The following is a 19,717-nucleotide window of genomic DNA, read 5'->3' on the forward strand; positions in this document are numbered from 1 at the left end:
TGCGATCAATCAACCGTGAAGCCATGGCGATTTCTTTGTGACAAGGCGTCATGAGCTCAGTACGCATGAGGTACGCCCGCCAGCCGCCCGTGCCTCTCCTGTAGAGCCGAGCCCACGCTCGGCTGCGGGCAGTCCCGTTGGCGCTCGAGCCGAAAATGGGCTCGGCTTTACAGAGATTCTCCCTGCGACACCCGGTCGCAGGCCTTCGCGCCACGCGCTTGACCAATGTCAAATCGCCCGCCGCCACGCGGGCGTATTCCTATGCAGGACCCGAACACACCGGCGCTGCCGGCCTCTACAAGGACCCCCGCGATGAACTACTCCCCGGACAACGCCCAGCTCCTGAATGCGCTGCAGAACGTCATGGTGATCTCCACCACCGACCTGCAGGGCAACATCACCTACGCCAATGACCTGTTCTGCACGCTCACCGGCTTCGCCCGCGAGGAACTGATCGGCCAGCCGCACAGCATCGTGCGCCATCCGGATGTGCCCAAGGCGGTCTACAAGGACATGTGGGACACCATCAAGGCCGGCAAGACCTGGACCGGGATCGTGCCCAACCTCGGCAAGGGCGGCGTGCTCTACGTGGTCGACACCACCGTGCAGCCGCTGTTCGACGCCGACGGCAACATCACCTCCTACATCAGCATCCGCCGCGTGGTGAACGACCTGATGCAGAACTACGACCTGGTCGAGTTCAGCAAGGAAAAGTTCGACGACTTCTACGAGGCCGCGTGAACGCTCTCCCGACCAGTACGCCCTTCAGCCGCCTGCTGGTGGGTTTTGCGTCCGAGTCGGGCAACGCCCGCGCCCTGGCCCAGCGTCTGGGCGCGGACCTGCAGCCGCATGCGCCGCAGGTGCTCCCGTTCAACGACATCGACGTGGCCAGTCTCGGCCAAGGCGACGTGCTGCTGGCGATTTCCAGCTCGTTCGGCGATGGCGAACCGCCGGCCAATGGCGAGCGGTTCTTCGAAACCCTGCGCCAGACCCCGACGCTGAGCGGCCTGCGCTATGCCGTGTTTGGGCTCGGTGACACCGGCTACCCGAGCTTCTGCGGCTTCACCAAGGCGCTGGATGCCGCGCTGAGCGAGCGCCAGGCGCAGCCGCTGCTGCACCGGGTGGATGCCGACCTGGGCTACGAGCAGTTCTTCCAGCAATGGCAGCCGGTGCTAAGCCAGGTGCTGGGTGGCGACCTCAGCGCTGGCCAAGACCTGCACCTGCAGGTCACCGCCTATGGTGAAGACAACGCCTTTGCCGCGCGCATCCTCGAACGCCGCCGCTTGAACAGCAGCGACCCGGCCGCGTGGCACCTGCAGCTGGACATTGCCGGCAGTGGCATGGCCTATCGCGCGGGCGACACCCTGCACGTGGTGCCGGAGAACGACCCAACCCTGCTGCACGCATTGGCCCGCTGGTACGGCGATACCACGGCCGTGGCCGCCCTGCGCGACCGCGAGCTGCGCCTGCTGAGCAAGAGCGTGCTGCGCGAGCTGGCCCGGCTCGGTGGCAGCGAAACGCTGAAGGGCCTGCTGAAGGTCAGCCAGAAGCGCGAGCTGGACGCCTACCTGCACGGCCTGGACCTGCTGGACGTGCTGCAGGACCACGCCACCCCGGACAGCATGCCGCTGCCCCGGCTGCGTGAACTGCTGTCACCACGGCTGCCGCGTGCCTATTCAATCGCCTCGCACCCGCGCGACGACCAGCTGAGCCTGTGCGTGCGCGAAGTGCGCTACACCCTGCGCGGCCGCGAACGCTTCGGCACCGCTACCGGCAGCCTGCTGCACGGTGGCGACCACGCCCGTGTGTACTGCCGTTCCAACCCCGGCTTCCACCTGCCCGATACCGGCCAGACGCCGCTGCTGCTGGTCGGCACCGGCACCGGCATCGCACCGCTGATGGGCCTGATGCAGGAACTGCAGGCCAACGGCTGCGAACGCGAGGTGCACCTGGTGTTTGGCGAGAAGCACAGCAAGCGCGACTACCTGTACCGCGACCAGCTGCAGGACTGGCATACCCGGGGCGTGCTGGCTGGCCTGCATACCGCGTTCTCGCGCGATGGCGCCGAAAAGGTCTATGTGCAGCATGTACTGCGGCAGCGCGGCGATGAAGTGCGCGATGTGCTGGCCCGCGGTGGGCATCTGTACCTGTGCGGCAACAAGCGCCACCTGGAAGGCGCGGTGCGCGAGGCCATCGATGCCGTCGCTGGCGAAGGGCGCTGGGACGCGCTGGGCGGTGAAGGCCGCACGCACTGTGAGCTGTACTGATCCATGGCCACCGGACCGCACGGACCTTGAACCGGTAGAGCCGGCCGCTGGCCGGCTGCTCCGGATGCCACGGCTGCCGGCCAGCGGCCGGCACTACCCCGCTCTAGATAGCCGTCGCCTACGCATCACGGTAGAGCCGGCCGCTGGCCGGCTGCTCAGGATTCCGTGGTTGCCGGCCAGCGGCCGGCACTACCATCAGATGTGACCAACCATCGCCGGTGCGTCCATCACGGGTCAATTGCCTATAATGCGGCCGTCCACCACGCGCGCCACCTGCTGGCCGAACATGGCCACATCCTGCGGGTCATGGCTGATCAACAGCAACGGGATGCCGGTCCGGTCCAGCACCGTTTCCAGCTCCTGACGCAGGTGCTGGCGCAGGTCATGGTCCAGTGCGGAGAACGGCTCATCCAGCAGCAGCGCCTGCGGCTGCGTCACCAGGGCGCGCGCCAATGCAGTGCGCTGGCGCTGGCCACCGGAGACCTGCGAGGGCAGCAGATCGCCCACCGTGTCGATGCGGAAGGCGTGCAACCACTGCTCCACGGCATCGAAACGCTGGCCGAGCCCCGGATTCAACCAGCCCTTCTGCAGCCCGAACGCCACGTTCTGGCGCACGCTCAGGTGCGGGAACAGCGCGTAGTCCTGGAACACATAGCCCAGCCGGCGGCGCTGCGGCGGCAGATCCACGCCGGTGGCCGCATCGAACAGGGTCTGCCCCTGCACGCGCACATGACCCTGGCCCGGCCGCAGCAGCCCGGCCACCGCCTTCAAGGTCAGGCTCTTGCCCGCGCCCGAGGGCCCGAACAACACCACTTGGCGCTGCGTGCACTGCAGCGATACATCCAGCACGAAATCCTGGCCGGCCGCCTGCAGGCGACGCTGCACCTGCAGGTCAAGCCACATCGCGCAGCTCCCGGCGACGCCCGCCCACCAGCCGCGCGGCCAGCAACAGGATCACGATGCAGACCACCGAGGTCAGGATCACCAGCGCATTGGCCTTGCCGTCCTGGCCGGCCTGCACCGCCTCGTAGATGGCGATCGACAGCGTCTGCGTGCGGCCCGGAATGCTGCCCGCCACCATCAGCGTGGCGCCGAACTCGCCCATCGCGCGCGCAAACGCCAGCAGCAGGCCGGCGAGGATGCCGCGCCAGGCCAGTGGCAGCGTGATGCGGAAGAAAACCGCCGCTTCGGATACACCCAGGGTGCGCGCGGCCTGCTCCAGCTGACCGTCCACTTCCTCGAACGCCGCGCGTGCCGGCTTGAACACCAGCGGCAGCGAGGCCACCGTCGCAGCAATCACGGCCGCCTGCCAGGTGAACACCAGGTTGATGCCGAACCACGACTGCAGCCACGCACCGATCGGACCATTGCGGCCGATCAGCACCAGCAGGTAATACCCCAGCACCGTCGGCGGCAGCACCATCGGGAGAGTGAGCAGTGAATCCAGCAGGTCACGGCCCGGAAAGCGCCGACGCGCCAGCAGGGCGCCCAGTGCCACGCCCAGCACCAGATTGATCGCGGTGGCCCAGCCGGCCACCTTCAGCGACAACCACAGTGCGCTCCAGTCCAGATCCATGCCTCAGGGCTTGCCGAACCCGTGCCTGGCCAGGATCGCCTGGCCGTGCGGCGAACGCACGAAGGCAGCGAAGCGCCTGGCCTCCACCGGCTGCGTACTGGCCTTGGTCACCGCCAGCGGATAGGCGATGCGCCCGGGCACCGGCACCGCGAAGGCACGGCGCACCCGGTCGGGCATTGCCTGTGCATCGGTGGCATAGACGAAGCCGGCATCCACTTCACCGCGCGCCACGTAATCCAGCGACTGGCGCACGTTCTGCGTCGTGATGATCCTGCCCCGCACCGACGGCCACAGGCCCGCCGCTTCCAGCGCGCCTTTGCCATAGCGGCCGACCGGCACGCTGTCCGGGTTGCCCAGTGCGATGCGCTGCACACCGGCACCGGCCAGGTCCTTCAATGTACGCGGCGCGGCCTTGGCCTGCGGCGGCACCACCACCCACAGCGCGTTCACCGCGAACACCTCGCGGGTGCCGGCCGCCAGCAGATCCTGCTGCTGGGCCTGGTCCATCGTGGTTTCGTCGGCCGAGGCGAACACGTCCACCGGCGCACCGCGGCTGATCTGTTGCAGCAACACGCCGGACGCGGCGAAGTTGAAATCGACCCTGGTGCCCGGGTGCGCCTTCTCATAGGCATTGCCCAGTTCGCGGAAGCTCTCGGTCAGGCTCGATGCCGCCGACACCGTCAACTCGGCCGCCCAGGCCGGCACTGCAGCCAGCATTCCCAGCACCAACAGCCCCGCTCGCATCATGGGTCGGCCCCTCGCCTGCCTGATCAGTCCAGTCCGGATTCCCGAGCCACGGCCAGTTCCGCCAGCCGCTCGGGTTGCAGCAACAGCATCTCACGTTGGTTCACCGCAATCACACCCTCGTCGCTCAACCGGCGCAGCACCCGGCTCACCGTCTCCGGCGCCATCCGCAGGTAGTTGGCAATCTCGGTGCGGGCCATGCTCAGGTTGAAACGGGTGGCGGAGAATCCGCGCCGGGCATAGCGCTCGGAAAGATCCAGCAGGAACGCCGCCATGCGCTCCTCGGTGCGATGGTTGGCAGCCAGCGTGGCCACCTTGCCGATCTCGGCACTGAGCAGGCTGAACAGCCGTGCCTGCAACCCCGGCATGCGGGTGGCCAGCAGGCTCAATCGCGGAAACGAGATCCGGCACAGGTAGACGGTGTCCAGGGCCACCGCATTGCAGGGGAAGCGCGCGCCATGGATGGCATTGAGCCCGATCACCTCGCCGGGCAGGCTGAACCCCAGTACCTGCTCGTTGCCCTGGCTGTCATCGACGAAGGTCTTGACCATGCCCGCGCGGACCGCTGCGATCGAATCGAACGGATCGCCCGCACGGAAAATATAGTCTCCGGCCTGGAACGGGCCGACGTGGTCGACCAGCACATGAAGCTCGCCCAGCGCGGTCTTGTCGTAGCCCTGCGACATGCAGGCGTCCGAGAACGCACAGGTACTGCAGAAGTGCAGCGCGTCACCGTCATCGGCCGCTGCCGGATTGGGCGTGGCCGGTCGGGACGCAGAGGGAGCGGAGGGGTTCAGGGGCATTGCAGCAACGCAGGAACGAAGGCGCCCATCATACGACAGCGTGCCAGCCGGCCCTGCGCGTCATGCGCCTACTCCGGCGCAGGTTCAGCGCGTCGCTGCGGGCCACGCTGCCGCATGCTGTCGCGCACGTCCACATCGAACTGCAGCTGCAACATGCTGTCGTCATCCAGGGCGATACCGAAGCCCAAGCCATCCCGGCAGGGCAACCGCCCCGCCAGCGACTCAACGGCTTGGCGCGGCAGTACCAACCGGCAGAATGTACCGCCATCGAGCAGCACCGCCTGATCGCCGGCATGCAGCGACAGCGCTACGCCCCAGCCGCCGCTGCCGCCGAAGCGGGTCAGGTTCTCGACCGACTCGCCGGCCAGCAAGCGTGCCAGCTCTTCCTCATCCACGCGCAGGCGCATCGATTGCTGTTGCAGCTGGACCTTCATGCTGTGATGGACTCCCACTCTGATGGCGTATTGCAGTTGAGCAGCAACGCCTGATCCTCGGGTGCCAATGGCAATCGGGTCACGCCCAGGCGTTCCTGCAGGGCGCGCAGTGAACGTCGCGCCATCGGATCATCAATCAAGTCCCGCAGCACGCGGCGGCAATGATCATCGATCTGCAGCCGCATCGGCAACGGTTCATCGTCGAATACCGTGCAGGCGCGCGCTTGATCGGCCTGCAGACGTAGCAACAGCGCGGGCGTCATCCGCGGCGTATCGACCGGCACCACCCAGGCCGGCCCGTCAGGCATCTGCATCGCCACGCTGTAGAGCCCGCCCAGCGGGCCGCAGCGTGCCACGCAGTCCGGCACGCCGCCGAACGCCGGGTAGTTGCCGCTCACCCATACCCGCCCGGCGCCCGCCTGCTTCAACACGCCGCGCATGTGTTCCAGCAGGGTGCGGCCCTGCCAGGGCAGCAGCGCCTTGTCGCGGCCCATCCGGCTGGACAGGCCACCGGCCAGCACGATGCCGTTGATGCTCATCGCAGTAGGGCCACGCCATGCGTGGCTGCGTCGGCCGGATTCATCGGGAACGCCTCATCCACGCATGGCGTGGATCTACTGGACCCGGCGCCCTCCCGAAGGGCGCGGTCAATGCCCATGGTCATGTGTGTGGTCGTGGGAGTGCGAAGCTTCGCTGTCCACATGGCACAGGCTGCAACCCTCGCTCCACTGGCTGTCGCCGTCCTCGTAATGCTCCTGCTTCCAGATCGGGCACTGGTGCTTCACCACCTCGATCAGCTGCCGGCACGCGCGGAACGCCTCGTCCCGGTGCGGACTGCCGGCAGCCACCACCACCGCCACATCGCCGATGCCGAGCCGGCCCTTGGCATGGGCCACATACAGCTTCAGCTTCGGCCCGAACGTGCCTTCGACCTCGGCCGCCAGGCGCTTGAACTCGTTCAATACCAGCGGCTCGAACAGGTCGTAGGTGATCCCGGTCACCCGCCGGCCCACATTGACGTCGCGCACCTTGCCGATGAACACATCGATGCCGCCGAAGCCCGGATCGGAGACCGCCGCGATGCCCTCGGCCGGATCAATCGCCGCCTGCGCGCGGTCCACCACCTTCGCGATGATCTTCTCGCTCATCGCTCAGCCCCCGCTCACCGGCGGCAGGATCGCCACCCGGCCATCGTCGGGCAACGCGTCGTGGTCGCGCAGCACGCGTTGCTGATCGGCGAATGCCGAGTAATCCAGTAGGCCGGCACGGAAACCCGGCCAACGCAGTGGCAGCAGCTCGCGCAGCGCCTGGCGCAGATCGGCCACGGTGCCACCAGCCACCTCCACCGCGATTTCACGGCTTGCATCCAGATCGGAGAACGCGCCGAACAACTGCAGATTCACCTGTCTCATCACGGCTCCTGGCTCGCCAGCTGCACCGGGTCCTGATGACCCCAGCCCTGCACACGCACCGGCGTGCCGGCAGGGGCCAGACCGCCCTCGCCTTCCAGCACCACCCAGGCGTTGGCCTGCAGCATGGACATCAACCGGAACGACTCCTGCCCGGCCAGCACGCGCGCACTCAGGCGACCCTGCGCATCCACTTCCACCCACGCCCGCGCGTGGAAGCGCAGGCCCGGCGGCGTGCGCACGTCGGCCTGCAGCGGCAACGTCAGCACCGGCTCCGGTGCCAGCCCCAGCAGGCGGCGCAGCACCGGCTCGATGAAGAAGCGCTGGCCCACGGCAGCGGAGACCGGATTGCCCGGCAGGCCGAAATACAGCGCGCCATTGGGCAGCACCGCGAACAGCAACGGCTTGCCGGGGCGGATCGCCACCTTGTGGAACACGATGCGCGCACCTCGGCCGCGCAGCGCGTCGGGAATGAAATCGTAGCGGCCGGCCGACACCGCGCCGGTGCTGATCAACAGCTGCGCACCCGCGTCCAGCGATTCATCCAGGACAGCGTTGAACGCCGCCACCTCATCGCCCACCGTGCCCTGCCAGACCACCTCGGCACCGGCGGCCTGCAGGCGGCCCACCAGGTACGGCCGGTTGCTGTCACGAATCTGCCCGGACGCCAGCGTCTGCGCCGCCTCGGTCACCAGCTCCTTGCCGGTGGCGATCACCGCGGCCCTTGGCCTTGCCACCACCGCCACCTCGCCCATGCCGATGGCATGCAGCAGGGTGCGCGCGTTGATGTCCAGCACCTGGCCGGCCTGCAGTACGCGCTCGCCGTCGCTCACATCCTCGCCACGCAGGCGCACATTCTGGCCCGGCTTTACCGTGCCCTTCAGGGCAATGCGGGTCGGGCGGCCATCCTCGCTGGCGAGGATCTCCACGTTCTCGACCGGTACCACCGTATCCAGCCCGGCCGGCATGCGCGCACCGGTCATGATTTCCCAGGCACCCTCGCCGCCTTCGGCGCCGGCATCGCCGGCCGCCTGCCAGCCCTGAACCGCGAACTCGCGGCCGGCCTCGAACGTCGCGCCGTTGGCGCGCAGCGCGAAGCCGTCCATCGCCGAATTGTCGAACGGGGGCAGTGACTGCGCGCTGTAGATGTCACGGGCCAGCGTGCGGCCCGCGGCCTCGTGCAGCGGCAGGCGTTCGGCCGGCAGCGGCGTAGCCGCGTCCAGCAGGTGCTGCAAGGCCTCGCTGTAGGCAATCATCAGTGGCCACCGCCATCGACCATGGCCAAGGCGTGGCCCAGCACCGGCGCCAGGATGTCCAGGCACTGCGCCGCCGCCTTTGGGCTGCCCGGCAGCGCGAACACCAGCATGTTGCCCAGCTGCACCACCTCGGCGCGGCTCAGCCAGGCCATCGGCGTGTGCTGTGCACTCAGTGCCCGCACCATCTGCGCCAGGCCATGCACCGGCCGCGCATTCAACGAACGCAGCGCCTCCGGGGTCAGGTCACGCGGGCCCAGCCCGGTACCGCCGGTACACAGGCACAGGCGCACGCCCTCGGCGGCCAACGCCTGCAGGCGGCCCGCCAACGGCTCGATGCCATCGGGCAGCACTTCGGCGGCCACCACCTCGCCACCCAGCTTTTTCAGCCCAGTCACCAGGGTCGGGCCGGACACATCCTCATAACTGCCCTCGCTGGCGCGATCACTCAGTGTGATCACCGCGCAGGCCGCACCCTCCAACCCCTTTGGCGCACGCGGGTTGAAACGCTCACGCTCGGCCTCGTCCATGCCGTCCGGGTGCAGCCACACACCACGCTTGCCGCCTTCCTTGAACAGCAGGCGGATGCCTTCGATGCGCAGGGCCGGCTCCACTGGCTTGCTCAGGTCGTACAGGGTCAGCAGCGCCGCGTTGACGCCCGCCAGTGCCTCCATCTCCACGCCGGTGCGCGCCTCGCTGGCGCACTCGCACCACACGCGGATCGCCTGCCGCTCCGGCACAGGCGCACAGAACACCTGCACCAGCTCCAGCGGCAACGGATGGCACAGCGGCATCAGCATCGAGGCCATCTTCGCGCCCTGCAGGCCGGCTATCTCGGCCATCACCAGCGCATCGCCCTTGGGCAGGCGGCGCTCGACGATCAGCGGATAGGCCACTGGACCGGCATGCAGCTCGCCCACCGCCACCGCACGGCGGCGGCTGATGCGCTTGTTACGGACATCGGCCATGTGGAAGGCCGCATTCAATTCCCCACTCATCGTGTTGCTCATCCTCCGATCGAGGCCAGGTGCGGGGTCAGCCCGGTCTGGCCCTGGTGCAGTCCATGCCCGGCCGCTTTCAGGCCAAGCTGGGTGGTGATGCGTGCCAGCAGCGCGTCGTGGTCCTCGTCGCGCTGCAGCAGCTGGCGCAGCGGTACGCCGAACTTGCCGAACAGGCACAGCCGCAGGTCGCCCTTGGCGGTCACCCGCAGGCGGTTGCAGCCCTTGCAGAAGTCACGCGAATACGGCGCGATGATGCCGATGCTGCCGCGATGGTTGGGGTGGCCGAACTCGCGCGCCGGGCCGGCATCGGCCGCGCGCGGCCGCTCGTGCCAGCCCGCGGCCAGCAGCTGCTCGATCACCACGTCGGCGCGCAGGTGGTGGCGCTGGAAATAGGCTTCGTTGTCGCCGGTGCGCATCAGTTCGATGAAGCGCACGCTGAAAGGGCGGTCACGCAGGTAATCCATCCACTGCGGCAGCTCGTCGTCGTTCAGGCCGCGCAGCAGCACCGCGTTGAGCTTGATCGCCGGCAGGCCCAGCGCCTGCGCCAAGGCCAGGCCCTGCTGGATCTCCGGCAGGCGGTCGTGCCCGGTGATGGTGTGGAAACGCTCGCGCTGCAGGCTGTCCATGCTCACGTTCAGTGCGGTCAGGCCGGCCCGGTGCCAGCCCGGCAGGCGCCGCGGCAGCAGCGTGCCATTGGTGGTGATGGCCACCTTGCGGATACCCGGCACCGCCGCCACGGTGGCGATGATCTCGTCCAGATCCTTGCGCAGGCTGGGCTCGCCGCCGGTCAGGCGGATCTTGCTCATCCCTAGCGCAGCAAAGGCCCGCACCAGGCGGTCGATCTCGTCCACCTGCAGGAAACGCGGGCGGCCGTCGGCCTGGTAACCGTCGGGCAGGCAGTAGCTGCACCGGAAGTTGCAGGCTTCGGTGAGCGACAAGCGCAGGTACGGAAAGCTGCGTCCGAAGCTGTCGGTGAGTTGGCTCATCGCTGTTCCGCCTCCTGGTACCACCCTGCAGCCCTGCCCCTGAACGGGTTGTCGACCCCAACCCGCAGAGTGCGCTGGGGCGTTGAAAGCGTCAACCCGGGAGGCACGCAGCCTGAATTGGCACCGCCTGTCGTGATAGGCCCTCCCCGCCCGTCCCGTTCGCCGTGACAACCTCGACACATGTCGCAGATTGCACGTTGCGGGCGGATCACTACGCCAGCCAGCACTGGCGGGGCTTAACAGCGTAGGACAATGTCAAAAGCGTCTCCAATCGAGTGATGTTTGCAACTCTTCTGATTGGCATTGCACAGCGCCAGGGGCTCAGATGGCGTGCCACCGGAAAAGGGTGGCCGGGCTTCGAATCCCGTGTTGGCCTTGAGTAAGTGCGCTTGCCAGCCGGCGTCACCATGCGTGGCGCCGGCTGGCAATCCGTCTGCCGGCTATGGCGGGCGGTGCGTTGGGGGCGTTCGCGCCCGCCGGCTTGAGGCCAACCCGGATTCGAACCACGTACCGCCCGCCACCTTTCGGGTGGCGGCTACCGATTGCCCTGCACGGAGCCTTGCCATGAACGAATCGGACTTCCCGCATCTGCACGCCTACCGCAGCGCCGCCGGCGATGACGGTTCGCCACAGGCTGCGCCAACAGTGGACAGGAACACCTTCATTGCCAATCTCCACCGCATCGGCTCCGGTGCGGCGGCCGATGGGCAACCGTGGCCGGAGCGTCACCCGCTGCCCGGCCGCCGCCTCGCCCTGGCCGACGCCGATTGAGCGTTGACCGGGTTGCGGGTGGTGCTGGAAATGCTGCTGGCGGCGGAGCGCACCCGCCAGAACGGCGAACCGGAAGAGTACGTGGGCGACCGGGTGATGGAGGGGTTGGTCATGGCCTGCCAGTCGTTGTGCGCGCAGGCGGTGGGGCGGTTGCAGCCCGAAGGGTGAAGGGCATGCGCAACGCCCTTCAGCGAGGACCGCTTTCAGCAGGCGTCAGTGCTAGCTGAAAGCACTCCTCAGATCGACCCCGATGATCGGTGAGAAGTCCACTTTGCACAGCTCCAGCTCGAAGAGCTGATCGTGATTGCCCAGGCACAGGGTGACTCTCACCGGCACGCCGTCGGCATCGGCAAGCATTGCAGTGGCAATGTCGCTTCCGAAGACCTGGGTCGTGCTGGACAGGAACACCACGCCTCCGAATCCGACGACCTCCACGTCCTCCACCTGGGCGAGCGCCAGATCCTTCAACAACCGTTCGGACAGCTCGTTCGTCTCGGGCAGCAGCCTGTGGATGAGGGAGACCTCGTCGGGGGTGAGGAATCTGGGCACGGGATGTCCTTCAGAGCACTGCATCCAGCCTCCCCCGCAAAGACTACTGTGAGTAATTGACTTCTTTAGTGACATTTCCACTTCGGTCGTACCATCGCCACACACCGGCCTTATGCCCATTCTTAAACTGTCCACGCATACGAATATACCCATCATCTGCGGCGACAAATGGACCATCAGCAATCTCGCACCCCTTCAAAGAGCCCGCTTTTCCCCACGGCTCGGTCTTCAGTCGAGCGGGCTCAACACATTCTATCCGCTCATCGTCGAACGAATTCGTCGTTGCGCCCTGCTTCTGATCCGCACATGCCGAAGAAAGTGACGCCAGCAGGACGCATGTCATGTATCTCTTCATACCTACCTCAGCCCAGGAACCTTCGAGTTGAGCAATCGTTTGTTCTGCTCTTGCTGCAGTTCGACTGTACTAGCATTCCAAAGTGTCTTGGCTACAAATGATTGGCAATGGTTGGCAGGCCCCCACCTACCAAGTGATCTCCCTATCTGAAGCTGGGAATTGACTCTCGCTTCGTCGACATTTTTAACCACTTTGCATGATGCTCCAGGCTCATTGCTACGACCGACATGGTTGGTCACCTGCACGGGATCGCCCGGCATGTCTCCACTGTCGTTACCAGGTACGTTTCCACGAGTGCCACCCATGCCTGCCTCAACTGTATCCGTACGAATCCATTGGTGATCAATTGGATTGTTGGATACTCCAAAGGCCGGCTGACTACATACAAGTACTTCCAAGCCCCCAGGGTCAATCCAACTCATCGGATTTCCCATCACGTAGCCAAAGGTATTTGGCCCCGCTGCGAGCCCAATCGGATCACTCTGCGAATAACGACCCACCGCAGGGTCATACTCCCGCTGGTAGTTGTAGAACAACCCACTCGCATCCGTCGCCTGCTGGCCCGGGAAGCGCAGCGCCAGTTCGAACGCCACACCATCCCCGTCCGGGTCTGCACTCGGAATCTGGTTGCCGAACACCTCGCTCTTGTTGCTCCACTCCCAGATCGCGACATTCCGTACCGGATCGATCACCACGCGCGGTGTGCCCAGGTGATCCGGCTGCACGTAGGCCAGTTCCGGCACGCCGGTGGCCGGCATGTTGATCAACGCCACCGGGTAGTTGTCCAGCCAGATGGCCTGCTGCTGCGCCTGGCCCGTGGCCGAGTAGTTGCCCAGCCACTGCCCTGCTTCGTCGTACAAGGTGATCTGCGCTGCGCCACCGGCCGGGGTACGCAGTACGCGCTCACCGCGATGGTTGTAGGCGTAGCTTTCCAGTACAGCATCGCCCTGCTTCACTGCGTTCATGCGGTTGGCATCGTTGTAGGTGAACGTCTTGCCGCCGATGCTGGTGGTGTTGCCCACCGCGTCATGGTTGCGCGACTCGCCATCCACCGCAGTCAGGCGATGGCTGGTTGCGGGATAGGTGTAGCTGGCCGTGCCTGCCGAGGTGGTCAGCGCGGTGCGATTGCCGGTGGCGTCATACGCATAGGTTTCAATCGGGGTGCCGGTCGTGCCGTCCTGGGTCTGGGTCAGGCGGCCCAGCGTGTCGTAGGCGTACTTGGCCAGCACCGTCGAGCCTGCGCCATTCTTCAGCTCAGTGATCGAGCCGACCGGATCATAGCCATAGCCCAGCGACAGGCCGCCTGCAGCCGGGTCATGCACCGCCTGCGGGCGATAATCCAGATCCAACGGACGCTGCAGCTGGCGGCCGTTGCCGTAGGCCCAACCGGTCGCCGGGCCGAAAGCCGCGTAGGTCAGGTTGTTCACCACGATCTGGCGGGCCTGGCCGGGGCGGGTCAGGCCGATCTGGCTGATGCGGCCCTGGGTATCGCGGACGTAGTCGGCCACGCTGCCGTCGGGGTAGGTCAACGCAGTCAGGCGGCCCGACTTGCTATAGGCGTAGCGCAGCGTGCTGGCAACGCCGTTGACGGTCTGTACCTTGCGGGTGACCTGGCCGAAACGGTCATAGCAGTACTGGGTACTGCCATTGGCGTGCAGCACCTGCCCCAGCCGTCCCTTGGCGAAGCGCTCGTCGGCGGCACAGGCGGCAGGCGCCACGTCATAGCTGTAGCCCGCGTCCAGATTGGGATCCGGGTAGGCGATGCCGATCAGGCGGTTGAGTGCATCGTAGTGATAGGTGGCGGTGACGCCACGCGCATCGGTAGCCGTCTTGCGGTTGCCGGCGGCATCCACGGTGAAGCTGCTGGCACCGCTGTCCGGGCTGACTTGCCCGGTCAGATCACCGAAACCGTTGTAGACATAGCCTGCTCTTCTCGGGATTCACGCGCGGCTCGCATCGCTACCTGGCGACCGGGCACACCCTCCAGCGCGAGGATCCTGCTGCAGTGGTGGCCGCGATTCAATCCGTCTCCGGCACTTTGAAGTAGCCGTTCCAGGCAATGGCTTTCCGGGTTGTTCCCTGCTACTGCCCACGCAGGCGCACCGCAAAGTACCGCGCCGGGGAAAGGCCAAGCGCCTTCCTGAACATCGTGATGAAGGCCGTCACCGACTCATAGCCCAGCGTCTCGGATACGCGTTGTACCGGTGCGCCCGCGGCGAGTTCACGAATGGCGATGAGCAGGTGCAGCTGCTGCCGCCAGCGTCCGAAGGACAGTCCCGTTTCCCGTTCGATGAGGCGGGTCAACGTGCGCTCGCCCAGGGCCAGGCGCACAGCCCACTGGCTGATGGTGCTGCGGTCTGCCGGATCCGCCGACAGCGCCGCCGCCAGCGCACGCACCTTCGGGTGATGGCTGACCGGCAGCGACAGATGCTCGGCCGGCATCTGTACCAGCTCGTCCAGCAACACCCGCGCCAGCCGGTCGGTGTGGCTGCCATGCGGATAGTCCAGCGGCGCGTCGGCCAGGTGCAGGATCATCTCGCGCAGCATCGGCGAGATGGCCAGCGTCACGCACTGCGCCGGCAGGTCGACGATGCCGGGCTCGACGAATAGATAGCACAGGCGCGCGTTGGCGGTGGCGCGGTTGCTGTGCGGCATGCCGCCCGGAATCCAGACGCCACACTGGGGCGGCACGATCCACAGCGCATTGGCCACTTCGCAGGTCACCGCCCCATGCAGCGCAAGAATGAGCTGGCCCTTTCGATGCTCATGCACCGGAATTTCCGCGTCGTGCTCGGCCACCTGCAGGCGGCTGGCAACCGCCGGGCGATCGGTCTCGTCCGGGTCCAGGTCAAAGCCGGGGAGCGAAATGCGAGCCATTCTCACATTGACCGGTTTTAGCGATTGATTGTCATTGTAGCGACATTCGCCAGTGCGGCCGATCACTAGCATGAGCCGCATGCACTCCCCCACTCCTGCCCGTCCCCACGTGTTCCAGGCATTCGCCCGATTGAAAAGCCCTGCCCTCAGGACCGATCAGGAGGCGGTGCTCTTCTCGCTCAAATGCCTGCTCGCCGCGTCGCTGGGGCTGTATGTCTCTCTAAGGATCGGCCTGAATCGCCCGTTCTGGGTGATCGGCACGGTCTATCTGGTATCGCAGCCTCTGTCCGGGGCGACACTCAGCCGCGGCCTGTTCCGCCTGCTCGGTACCGTGGGCGGGGCCGTCGCCACCGTCGTGCTGGTGCCGCGTTTCGCCAATGCACCCCTGGTGCTGAGCGCCGCGCTCGCCACCTGGATGGCGCTGTGCCTGTATCTGGCGATGCTCGACCGCACGCCACGTGCCTATGCGTTCCTGCTGACCGGCTATACCACCAGCCTGATCGGGTTTCCTGCGGTGATGGTGCCGGGAGACGTGTTCACCATTGCCATCACGCGGGTGCAGGAAATCTCCATCGGCATCCTGGCCGCAACGCTGGTACATGCGCTGGTGCTGCCGCGCCGGGTCTCGATGCGCGTGCACGCACGGGTTGCTGCCGTGCTGGATGATGCGGAACGATGGACACGGGACATGCGCGCCGGTGCATCGGACACGGTGCTGGCGACGGACCGCTCGAAAGTGGCCGCCGACCTGCTCGAGCTGCATGTGCTGTCGATCCACCTGCCCTACGACAGCGCCCACGGCGTGGCGCAGGTGCAGATCCTGCGCGCCCTGCATGACCGGATGCTGGACGTGCTGATGCTGTCCAGCGCGGTGGAAGATTCCATCGACCGGCTGCGTTCACCACAGGCCGGCGCGGTGGATGCAACGGGCTGGCGCGATCTGCTGCAGGCCGGCCTCGCCGCGCAACAGACGGAGCTCGACCTCGCCCACGCCGACTGCCGCGTGCTGCAGGCGCAACTGCACACTGCCCGTCCCGACTGGCGCCGGCATGTACCTGCCCGCCTTGCACGACATGTGCCGGGTGCGGTACTTAACCGGGATCATCGGCTTGCCCTGCGCAGCGCGCTGGGCGCGTTCGTCGGCATCCTGCTGAGCTGCGTTCTATGGATCGCTACCGGCTGGTCGGAGGGCGCCACGGCGGTGTCCATCATCGGCACGGCGTGCGTGCTGTTCGGCACGATCGAAGCGCCGGCACCGCATGTCATGCGCTATCTGGTGGGGTCGTTGATCGGCGTTGCCGTCGGCCTGCTCTACGGTCTACTGATCTTCCTCGCGCTCTCCGATTTCGTCGGCCTGATTGCCGCGCTCGCGCCAATGCTGCTGCTGTGCGGATCGTTCCTGGCCCGGCCACCCTTCACCATGGCTGCCCTGGGCGTGGTGCTGACGTTTCCGCTCATCGCCGGCCTGGGCGCGACCAATTCGGTCAACATCGTCGGCGCACTCAACAACAGCGTTGCGTTGTTCGTTGGTACAACGGTGGCACTGTGCAGCATGCAGCTGTTCCAGACCACCGATGCGGGCCGCAACCGCGCACGGCTGGAGCGTTCGATCCGTCGGGATATCGCACGACACGCCGCCGGACAAGGCGGTGCGAGCCGCGCGTGGCTCAGCCGCATGCTGGATCGAATCGGGCTGCTCGCTCCCAGGTTGCAGGGCCGTTCCAGCGCAGTACACGAGCTGCGGGCATTGTTTGCGGACGTTCGTGCGGCACATGCATCCAGCCAACTCCGCACACTGGACAAGTACCTGGACACCCCGCACGTTCGGGCGCTACACGCGGCGCTGGTCGAACGCGTCGCCGCACATTTCAGGGTTCGCGCCCACGCGCCACGCAGTGTCGATGCCCATCTTCTGAAGTTGTTGGACTGCATGCGCGAGGCCGCAACAGCCATCGCCGAGGCCGATCGAGGGAATCTGCTGCACCTGCTCAGCGGGTTGCGCCGCGACCTGCTGGCCTCACCGCTCACCCGTCGGCACTGACCGCATGCTCTCTGATCTTTCCATTGATGGCGTGCTCATTCCTGGCCTGCTCGCCGTGGCCGCTGCCGCCTTGGCGCTGTCGATACTGACTTCACGCCTGCTCGCCAGCCTCGGCGTGTACCGGTTGTTCGCCGCGCGGCCCTTGGTGGGCCTGTCCCTGTTCGTGATCCTGGCGGAGCTGATGATCCGGCTCGTGCCCCTGCTCGGGAAATGAAATGAAAGACCTGCTTGCTGTTATCGGGCGCTGGAGCGCAACGCTGGGCGTGTGTGCGCTTGCCGCCATTGCCGCGTTCTCCCTCTGGAACCGTTACGAAACACGCCCGTGGACGCGTGATGGACGGGTGCGCGCCGATGTGGTGCGCGTTGCGTCGGACATGGGGGGGCTGGTCACCCAAGTGCTCGTGCACGACAACCAGCGGGTCAGTGCCGGCCAGCTGCTGCTGGTGCTCGATCAGCCACGCTTCGCCGCCACGCTGGAGAAGGCAGACGCGGCGGTCAGGAGCGCGCATGCCACGCTGGCGCTGGCTCGCCGCGAATCGGCGCGGGACAACGCACTTGGCAACCTGGTCGCTTCGGAAACCCGCGAACGCAACGCCGCCAAGGTCGATACCGAGCTGGCCGCGCTGGCGCAGGCACGGGCCGAACAGCGCGTTGCCCAGCTCAACGTGCAACGCACCGAGGTGCGCGCAACCACCGATGGCATCATCACCAACCTCGACCTGCACGCGGGCGACTACCTGCAGCCGGGGGCACAGGCGCTGGCGCTGATCGACACCCGCAGCCTGCGCATCGAGGGCTATTTCGAGGAAACCAAGCTGGGCTGCATCACCGAGGGCGATGCCGCCGTGGCCCGGCTGATGGGCGACAACCACGACGTGCGCGGGCACGTGGAAACCATCGCCGCCGGCATTGCCGACGATCAGCGCTCAAGCACACACAACCTGCTGCCCGCCGTGGCGCCAACTTACACCTGGGTGAGGCTGGCGCAGCGCATCCCGGTACGCATCCGCATCGATGATGCGCCGTCGGATACCCGCCTGATCGTGGGTCGCACTGCGAGCGTGACCATCACACCCTCGGCAGCGGGAGCCTGCAAGTGAGCCTGCGAACACTACGCGGTGGGTTGCTTGCCCTGCTGCTGCCGATGACGGCCTGCGTCTCCGGCCCCGACTATCACCTGCCTGCGAATGCCGTCGCTGCCACGCCACGGGCAGCGCGGGCATTCGTCTCGGGCGGGGAGGCATCGTTCAGCCACGACGCGCCACCGGATCGGTGGTGGGAACTGTATGGCGACCCCCAGCTTGACGGCTACGTGCGCGAAGCACTGGCGGCCAACACCGACCTACGCGCTGCCGATGCCAACCTCCGGCGCGCCAGCGCTACCGTGCTGGAGTATCGCGCGCGCGGTGCCGTACAGGCCGACGTGGATGCGTCGGGCACGCTCATCCATGCAGGTGGCTACACCCAGGCGTCGGCCGCGCCGCAGTCGTACGCGCTGGGCCTTCACCTCTCCTATCCACTGGATCTTGCAGGCGGTATCCGCCGCGGCATCGAAGCCGCGAACGCGGACGCCGAGGCCGTCGCTGCGGCGCGGGACCAGGTCCGCGTGGTCGTCGCTGTGGCCGTCACCCGTGCCTATCTCCAGGTATGCACCCGAAATCACACGCTCGCTGCAACCCGGCAGGTGCTGGCGGTGCAGCGCGCCACCCTGGAGGCAACCCGACGCCTGGCTGCCGGAGGGCGCGGAACGGACTTCGATGTCAGCCGTGCCGGTGCCGCCGTCAACCGCAGCGCGGCGGGGATACCGCACCTTCTGGCGGAACGCCAGGCCGCACTGTTCGAACTGGCCGCATTGATGGGCAGGCTCCCGGCGGACTATCCCAGGGAGGCCGAAGCCTGCCCAGGCCCCCCGGAGCTGGAGCAGGCGCTGCCGGTCGGTGATGGTTGGCAACTGCTCCAGCGGCGCCCCGACGTACGCGCAGCCGAACGCAGCCTGGCCGCCGCGACTGCAATGATCGGTGTCGAGACGGCGGGTCTCTATCCGCAGATCACCTTGGGCGCCTCTTCGGGCGTGGCCGGCACACCGGCGCATCTGCTGTCGGCCGACGGCTTCGGTGCGAGCATCGGTCCCGCGCTGTCATGGCACTGGCCCAACCGCCGCGTGGCCAAGGCCCGCGTCGCAGCGGCAGGTGCCAATGCAGATACCGCGCTCGCGTCCTTTGACGGCGTCGTGCTGCAGGCACTGCGCCAGACCGAGACCGCGCTTTCTGCCTGCACGCAGGAACTTGAACGCGAGCGCAGCCTGGCGCAGGCGCGTGGGGATGCAGCGCGGGCCGCCGGGCAGGCGCAGCAGCTCTACCGTTTCGGCAGGATCGATTTTCTCGACCTGCTTTCGGCCCAGGCCGCGCTGGCAGATGCGGAGTCCGCATTGGCCGTCTTGCGCGCGGAGCGCATTGACCGGCAGATGGATCTTTTCCTGTCGTTGGGTGGAGGCTGGGCTGCAACAGATTCAGCCCCGGGCGGGGTCCAGTGACCCGTTGCCTGGCAGCGGCTGCAGGCCGCGCCGTCTGTTCAGAAAAGTGCCGCCCAAACCCGTATTCATTCACACTGACTGCCCTATATTCCCGCCACAGCGCCGCATGCTGCGGCCA

19 protein-coding genes and 3 pseudogenes are annotated in these 19,717 nt (G+C 66.9%); 8 read left to right on the forward strand and 14 right to left on the reverse strand.

The genetic code is table 11. The features are described from left to right. Positions 1-312 precede the first annotated feature (312 nt). Both VG543_RS05765 and VG543_RS05770 read left to right on the forward strand, forming a co-directional pair. Positions 313-741 (forward strand): PAS domain-containing protein, encoded by a 429-nt coding sequence (locus VG543_RS05765; protein ID WP_262213816.1) that lies wholly within the window; start codon positions 313-315, stop codon positions 739-741. Next, complete coding sequence (locus tag VG543_RS05770; RefSeq protein ID WP_423178047.1) at positions 738-2,267, forward strand: diflavin oxidoreductase; 1,530 nt, start codon at positions 738-740, stop codon at positions 2,265-2,267. Before VG543_RS05765 ends, VG543_RS05770 begins: the two co-directional genes overlap by 4 nt. 234 nt (positions 2,268-2,501) lie before the next feature. On the opposite strand, the gene VG543_RS05775 is transcribed toward VG543_RS05770, so the two are convergent. The 11 genes from VG543_RS05775 to moaA form a co-directional block, all read right to left on the reverse strand. After that, positions 2,502-3,170, reverse strand: a complete 669-nt coding sequence (locus VG543_RS05775; RefSeq protein WP_423178049.1) for a sulfate/molybdate ABC transporter ATP-binding protein — start codon at positions 3,168-3,170, stop codon at positions 2,502-2,504. Then, a complete protein-coding gene (gene modB / locus VG543_RS05780; protein ID WP_423178050.1) occupies positions 3,160-3,843 on the reverse strand; it encodes a molybdate ABC transporter permease subunit in 684 nt (227 codons plus the stop codon). Before modB ends, VG543_RS05775 begins: the two co-directional genes overlap by 11 nt. A gap of 3 nt (positions 3,844-3,846) precedes the next feature. Continuing rightward, the gene (gene modA, locus VG543_RS05785) at positions 3,847-4,590 is read right to left on the reverse strand and encodes a molybdate ABC transporter substrate-binding protein (protein WP_423178051.1); all 744 of its coding nucleotides are present in this window, start codon (positions 4,588-4,590) and stop codon (positions 3,847-3,849) included. 23 nt (positions 4,591-4,613) lie between these two features. Further along, the gene (locus VG543_RS05790) at positions 4,614-5,390 is read right to left on the reverse strand and encodes a helix-turn-helix domain-containing protein (protein ID WP_155029679.1); all 777 of its coding nucleotides are present in this window, start codon (positions 5,388-5,390) and stop codon (positions 4,614-4,616) included. Positions 5,391-5,458: 68 nt separating this feature from the next. After that, positions 5,459-5,824: a hypothetical protein gene (locus tag VG543_RS05795; RefSeq protein ID WP_021204219.1), complete on the reverse strand. Its 366-nt coding sequence runs from the start codon at positions 5,822-5,824 to the stop codon at positions 5,459-5,461. Further along, entirely contained in the window at positions 5,821-6,363 is a 543-nt protein-coding gene (gene mobA, locus VG543_RS05800; RefSeq protein WP_058981727.1) for a molybdenum cofactor guanylyltransferase, read from the reverse strand. The genes VG543_RS05795 and mobA overlap by 4 nt, the downstream gene beginning before the upstream one ends. A gap of 108 nt (positions 6,364-6,471) precedes the next feature. Continuing rightward, positions 6,472-6,972 (reverse strand): molybdenum cofactor biosynthesis protein MoaE, encoded by a 501-nt coding sequence (locus VG543_RS05805; protein WP_308305671.1) that lies wholly within the window; start codon positions 6,970-6,972, stop codon positions 6,472-6,474. 3 nt (positions 6,973-6,975) lie between these two features. Continuing rightward, positions 6,976-7,236 (reverse strand): MoaD/ThiS family protein, encoded by a 261-nt coding sequence (locus tag VG543_RS05810; protein ID WP_021204222.1) that lies wholly within the window; start codon positions 7,234-7,236, stop codon positions 6,976-6,978. Further along, the gene (glp, locus tag VG543_RS05815) at positions 7,236-8,489 is read right to left on the reverse strand and encodes a gephyrin-like molybdotransferase Glp (protein ID WP_423178053.1); all 1,254 of its coding nucleotides are present in this window, start codon (positions 8,487-8,489) and stop codon (positions 7,236-7,238) included. The genes VG543_RS05810 and glp overlap by 1 nt, the downstream gene beginning before the upstream one ends. After that, positions 8,489-9,484, reverse strand: a complete 996-nt coding sequence (gene moaCB, locus VG543_RS05820) for a bifunctional molybdenum cofactor biosynthesis protein MoaC/MoaB (protein WP_423178107.1) — start codon at positions 9,482-9,484, stop codon at positions 8,489-8,491. The genes glp and moaCB overlap by 1 nt, the downstream gene beginning before the upstream one ends. 8 nt (positions 9,485-9,492) lie before the next feature. Continuing rightward, on the reverse strand, positions 9,493-10,473 hold the full coding sequence (gene moaA / locus VG543_RS05825; protein ID WP_423178054.1) for a GTP 3',8-cyclase MoaA: 981 nt from the start codon (positions 10,471-10,473) through the stop codon (positions 9,493-9,495). A gap of 564 nt (positions 10,474-11,037) precedes the next feature. Here moaA and VG543_RS05830 point away from each other — a divergent pair. After that, positions 11,038-11,412, forward strand: a pseudogene (locus VG543_RS05830) (hypothetical protein). A 51-nt stretch (positions 11,413-11,463) separates the two neighbouring features. Here the strand turns inward: VG543_RS05830 and VG543_RS05835 are convergent. Next, positions 11,464-11,793 (reverse strand): DUF6984 family protein, encoded by a 330-nt coding sequence (locus VG543_RS05835; RefSeq protein ID WP_164144745.1) that lies wholly within the window; start codon positions 11,791-11,793, stop codon positions 11,464-11,466. 747 nt (positions 11,794-12,540) lie between these two features. Further along, positions 12,541-14,070 (reverse strand): annotated as a pseudogene (locus VG543_RS05840) (RHS repeat-associated core domain-containing protein); the annotation flags it as partial. On the opposite strand from VG543_RS05840, the pseudogene VG543_RS05845 reads away from it, so the two are divergent. Then, a pseudogene (locus VG543_RS05845) lies at positions 14,058-14,195 on the forward strand (alpha/beta hydrolase); the annotation flags it as partial. The pseudogenes VG543_RS05840 and VG543_RS05845 sit on opposite strands and share 13 nt — an antisense overlap. 35 nt (positions 14,196-14,230) lie before the next feature. Here VG543_RS05845 and VG543_RS05850 read toward each other — a convergent pair. Further along, positions 14,231-15,025: a helix-turn-helix transcriptional regulator gene (locus tag VG543_RS05850; protein WP_312545131.1), complete on the reverse strand. Its 795-nt coding sequence runs from the start codon at positions 15,023-15,025 to the stop codon at positions 14,231-14,233. A 70-nt stretch (positions 15,026-15,095) separates the two neighbouring features. On the opposite strand from VG543_RS05850, the gene VG543_RS05855 reads away from it, so the two are divergent. From VG543_RS05855 to VG543_RS05870, 4 genes are read left to right on the forward strand one after another with little or no spacing between them, the layout of a single operon-like run. Continuing rightward, positions 15,096-17,066, forward strand: coding sequence for an FUSC family protein (locus tag VG543_RS05855; protein WP_423178055.1), 1,971 nt, complete (start codon positions 15,096-15,098; stop codon positions 17,064-17,066). A gap of 4 nt (positions 17,067-17,070) precedes the next feature. Continuing rightward, positions 17,071-17,280, forward strand: a complete 210-nt coding sequence (locus tag VG543_RS05860) for a DUF1656 domain-containing protein (RefSeq protein WP_423178057.1) — start codon at positions 17,071-17,073, stop codon at positions 17,278-17,280. Position 17,281: 1 nt separating this feature from the next. Beyond that, on the forward strand, positions 17,282-18,166 hold the full coding sequence (locus VG543_RS05865) for a biotin/lipoyl-binding protein (RefSeq protein ID WP_423178058.1): 885 nt from the start codon (positions 17,282-17,284) through the stop codon (positions 18,164-18,166). Then, the gene (locus tag VG543_RS05870) at positions 18,163-19,599 is read left to right on the forward strand and encodes an efflux transporter outer membrane subunit (RefSeq protein WP_423178059.1); all 1,437 of its coding nucleotides are present in this window, start codon (positions 18,163-18,165) and stop codon (positions 19,597-19,599) included. The genes VG543_RS05865 and VG543_RS05870 overlap by 4 nt, the downstream gene beginning before the upstream one ends. Positions 19,600-19,717: the final 118 nt, after the last annotated feature.

Source organism: Stenotrophomonas sp. CASM101 (assembly GCF_049384845.1).
Taxonomy (GTDB): Bacteria; Pseudomonadota; Gammaproteobacteria; order Xanthomonadales; family Xanthomonadaceae; genus Stenotrophomonas; species Stenotrophomonas hibiscicola.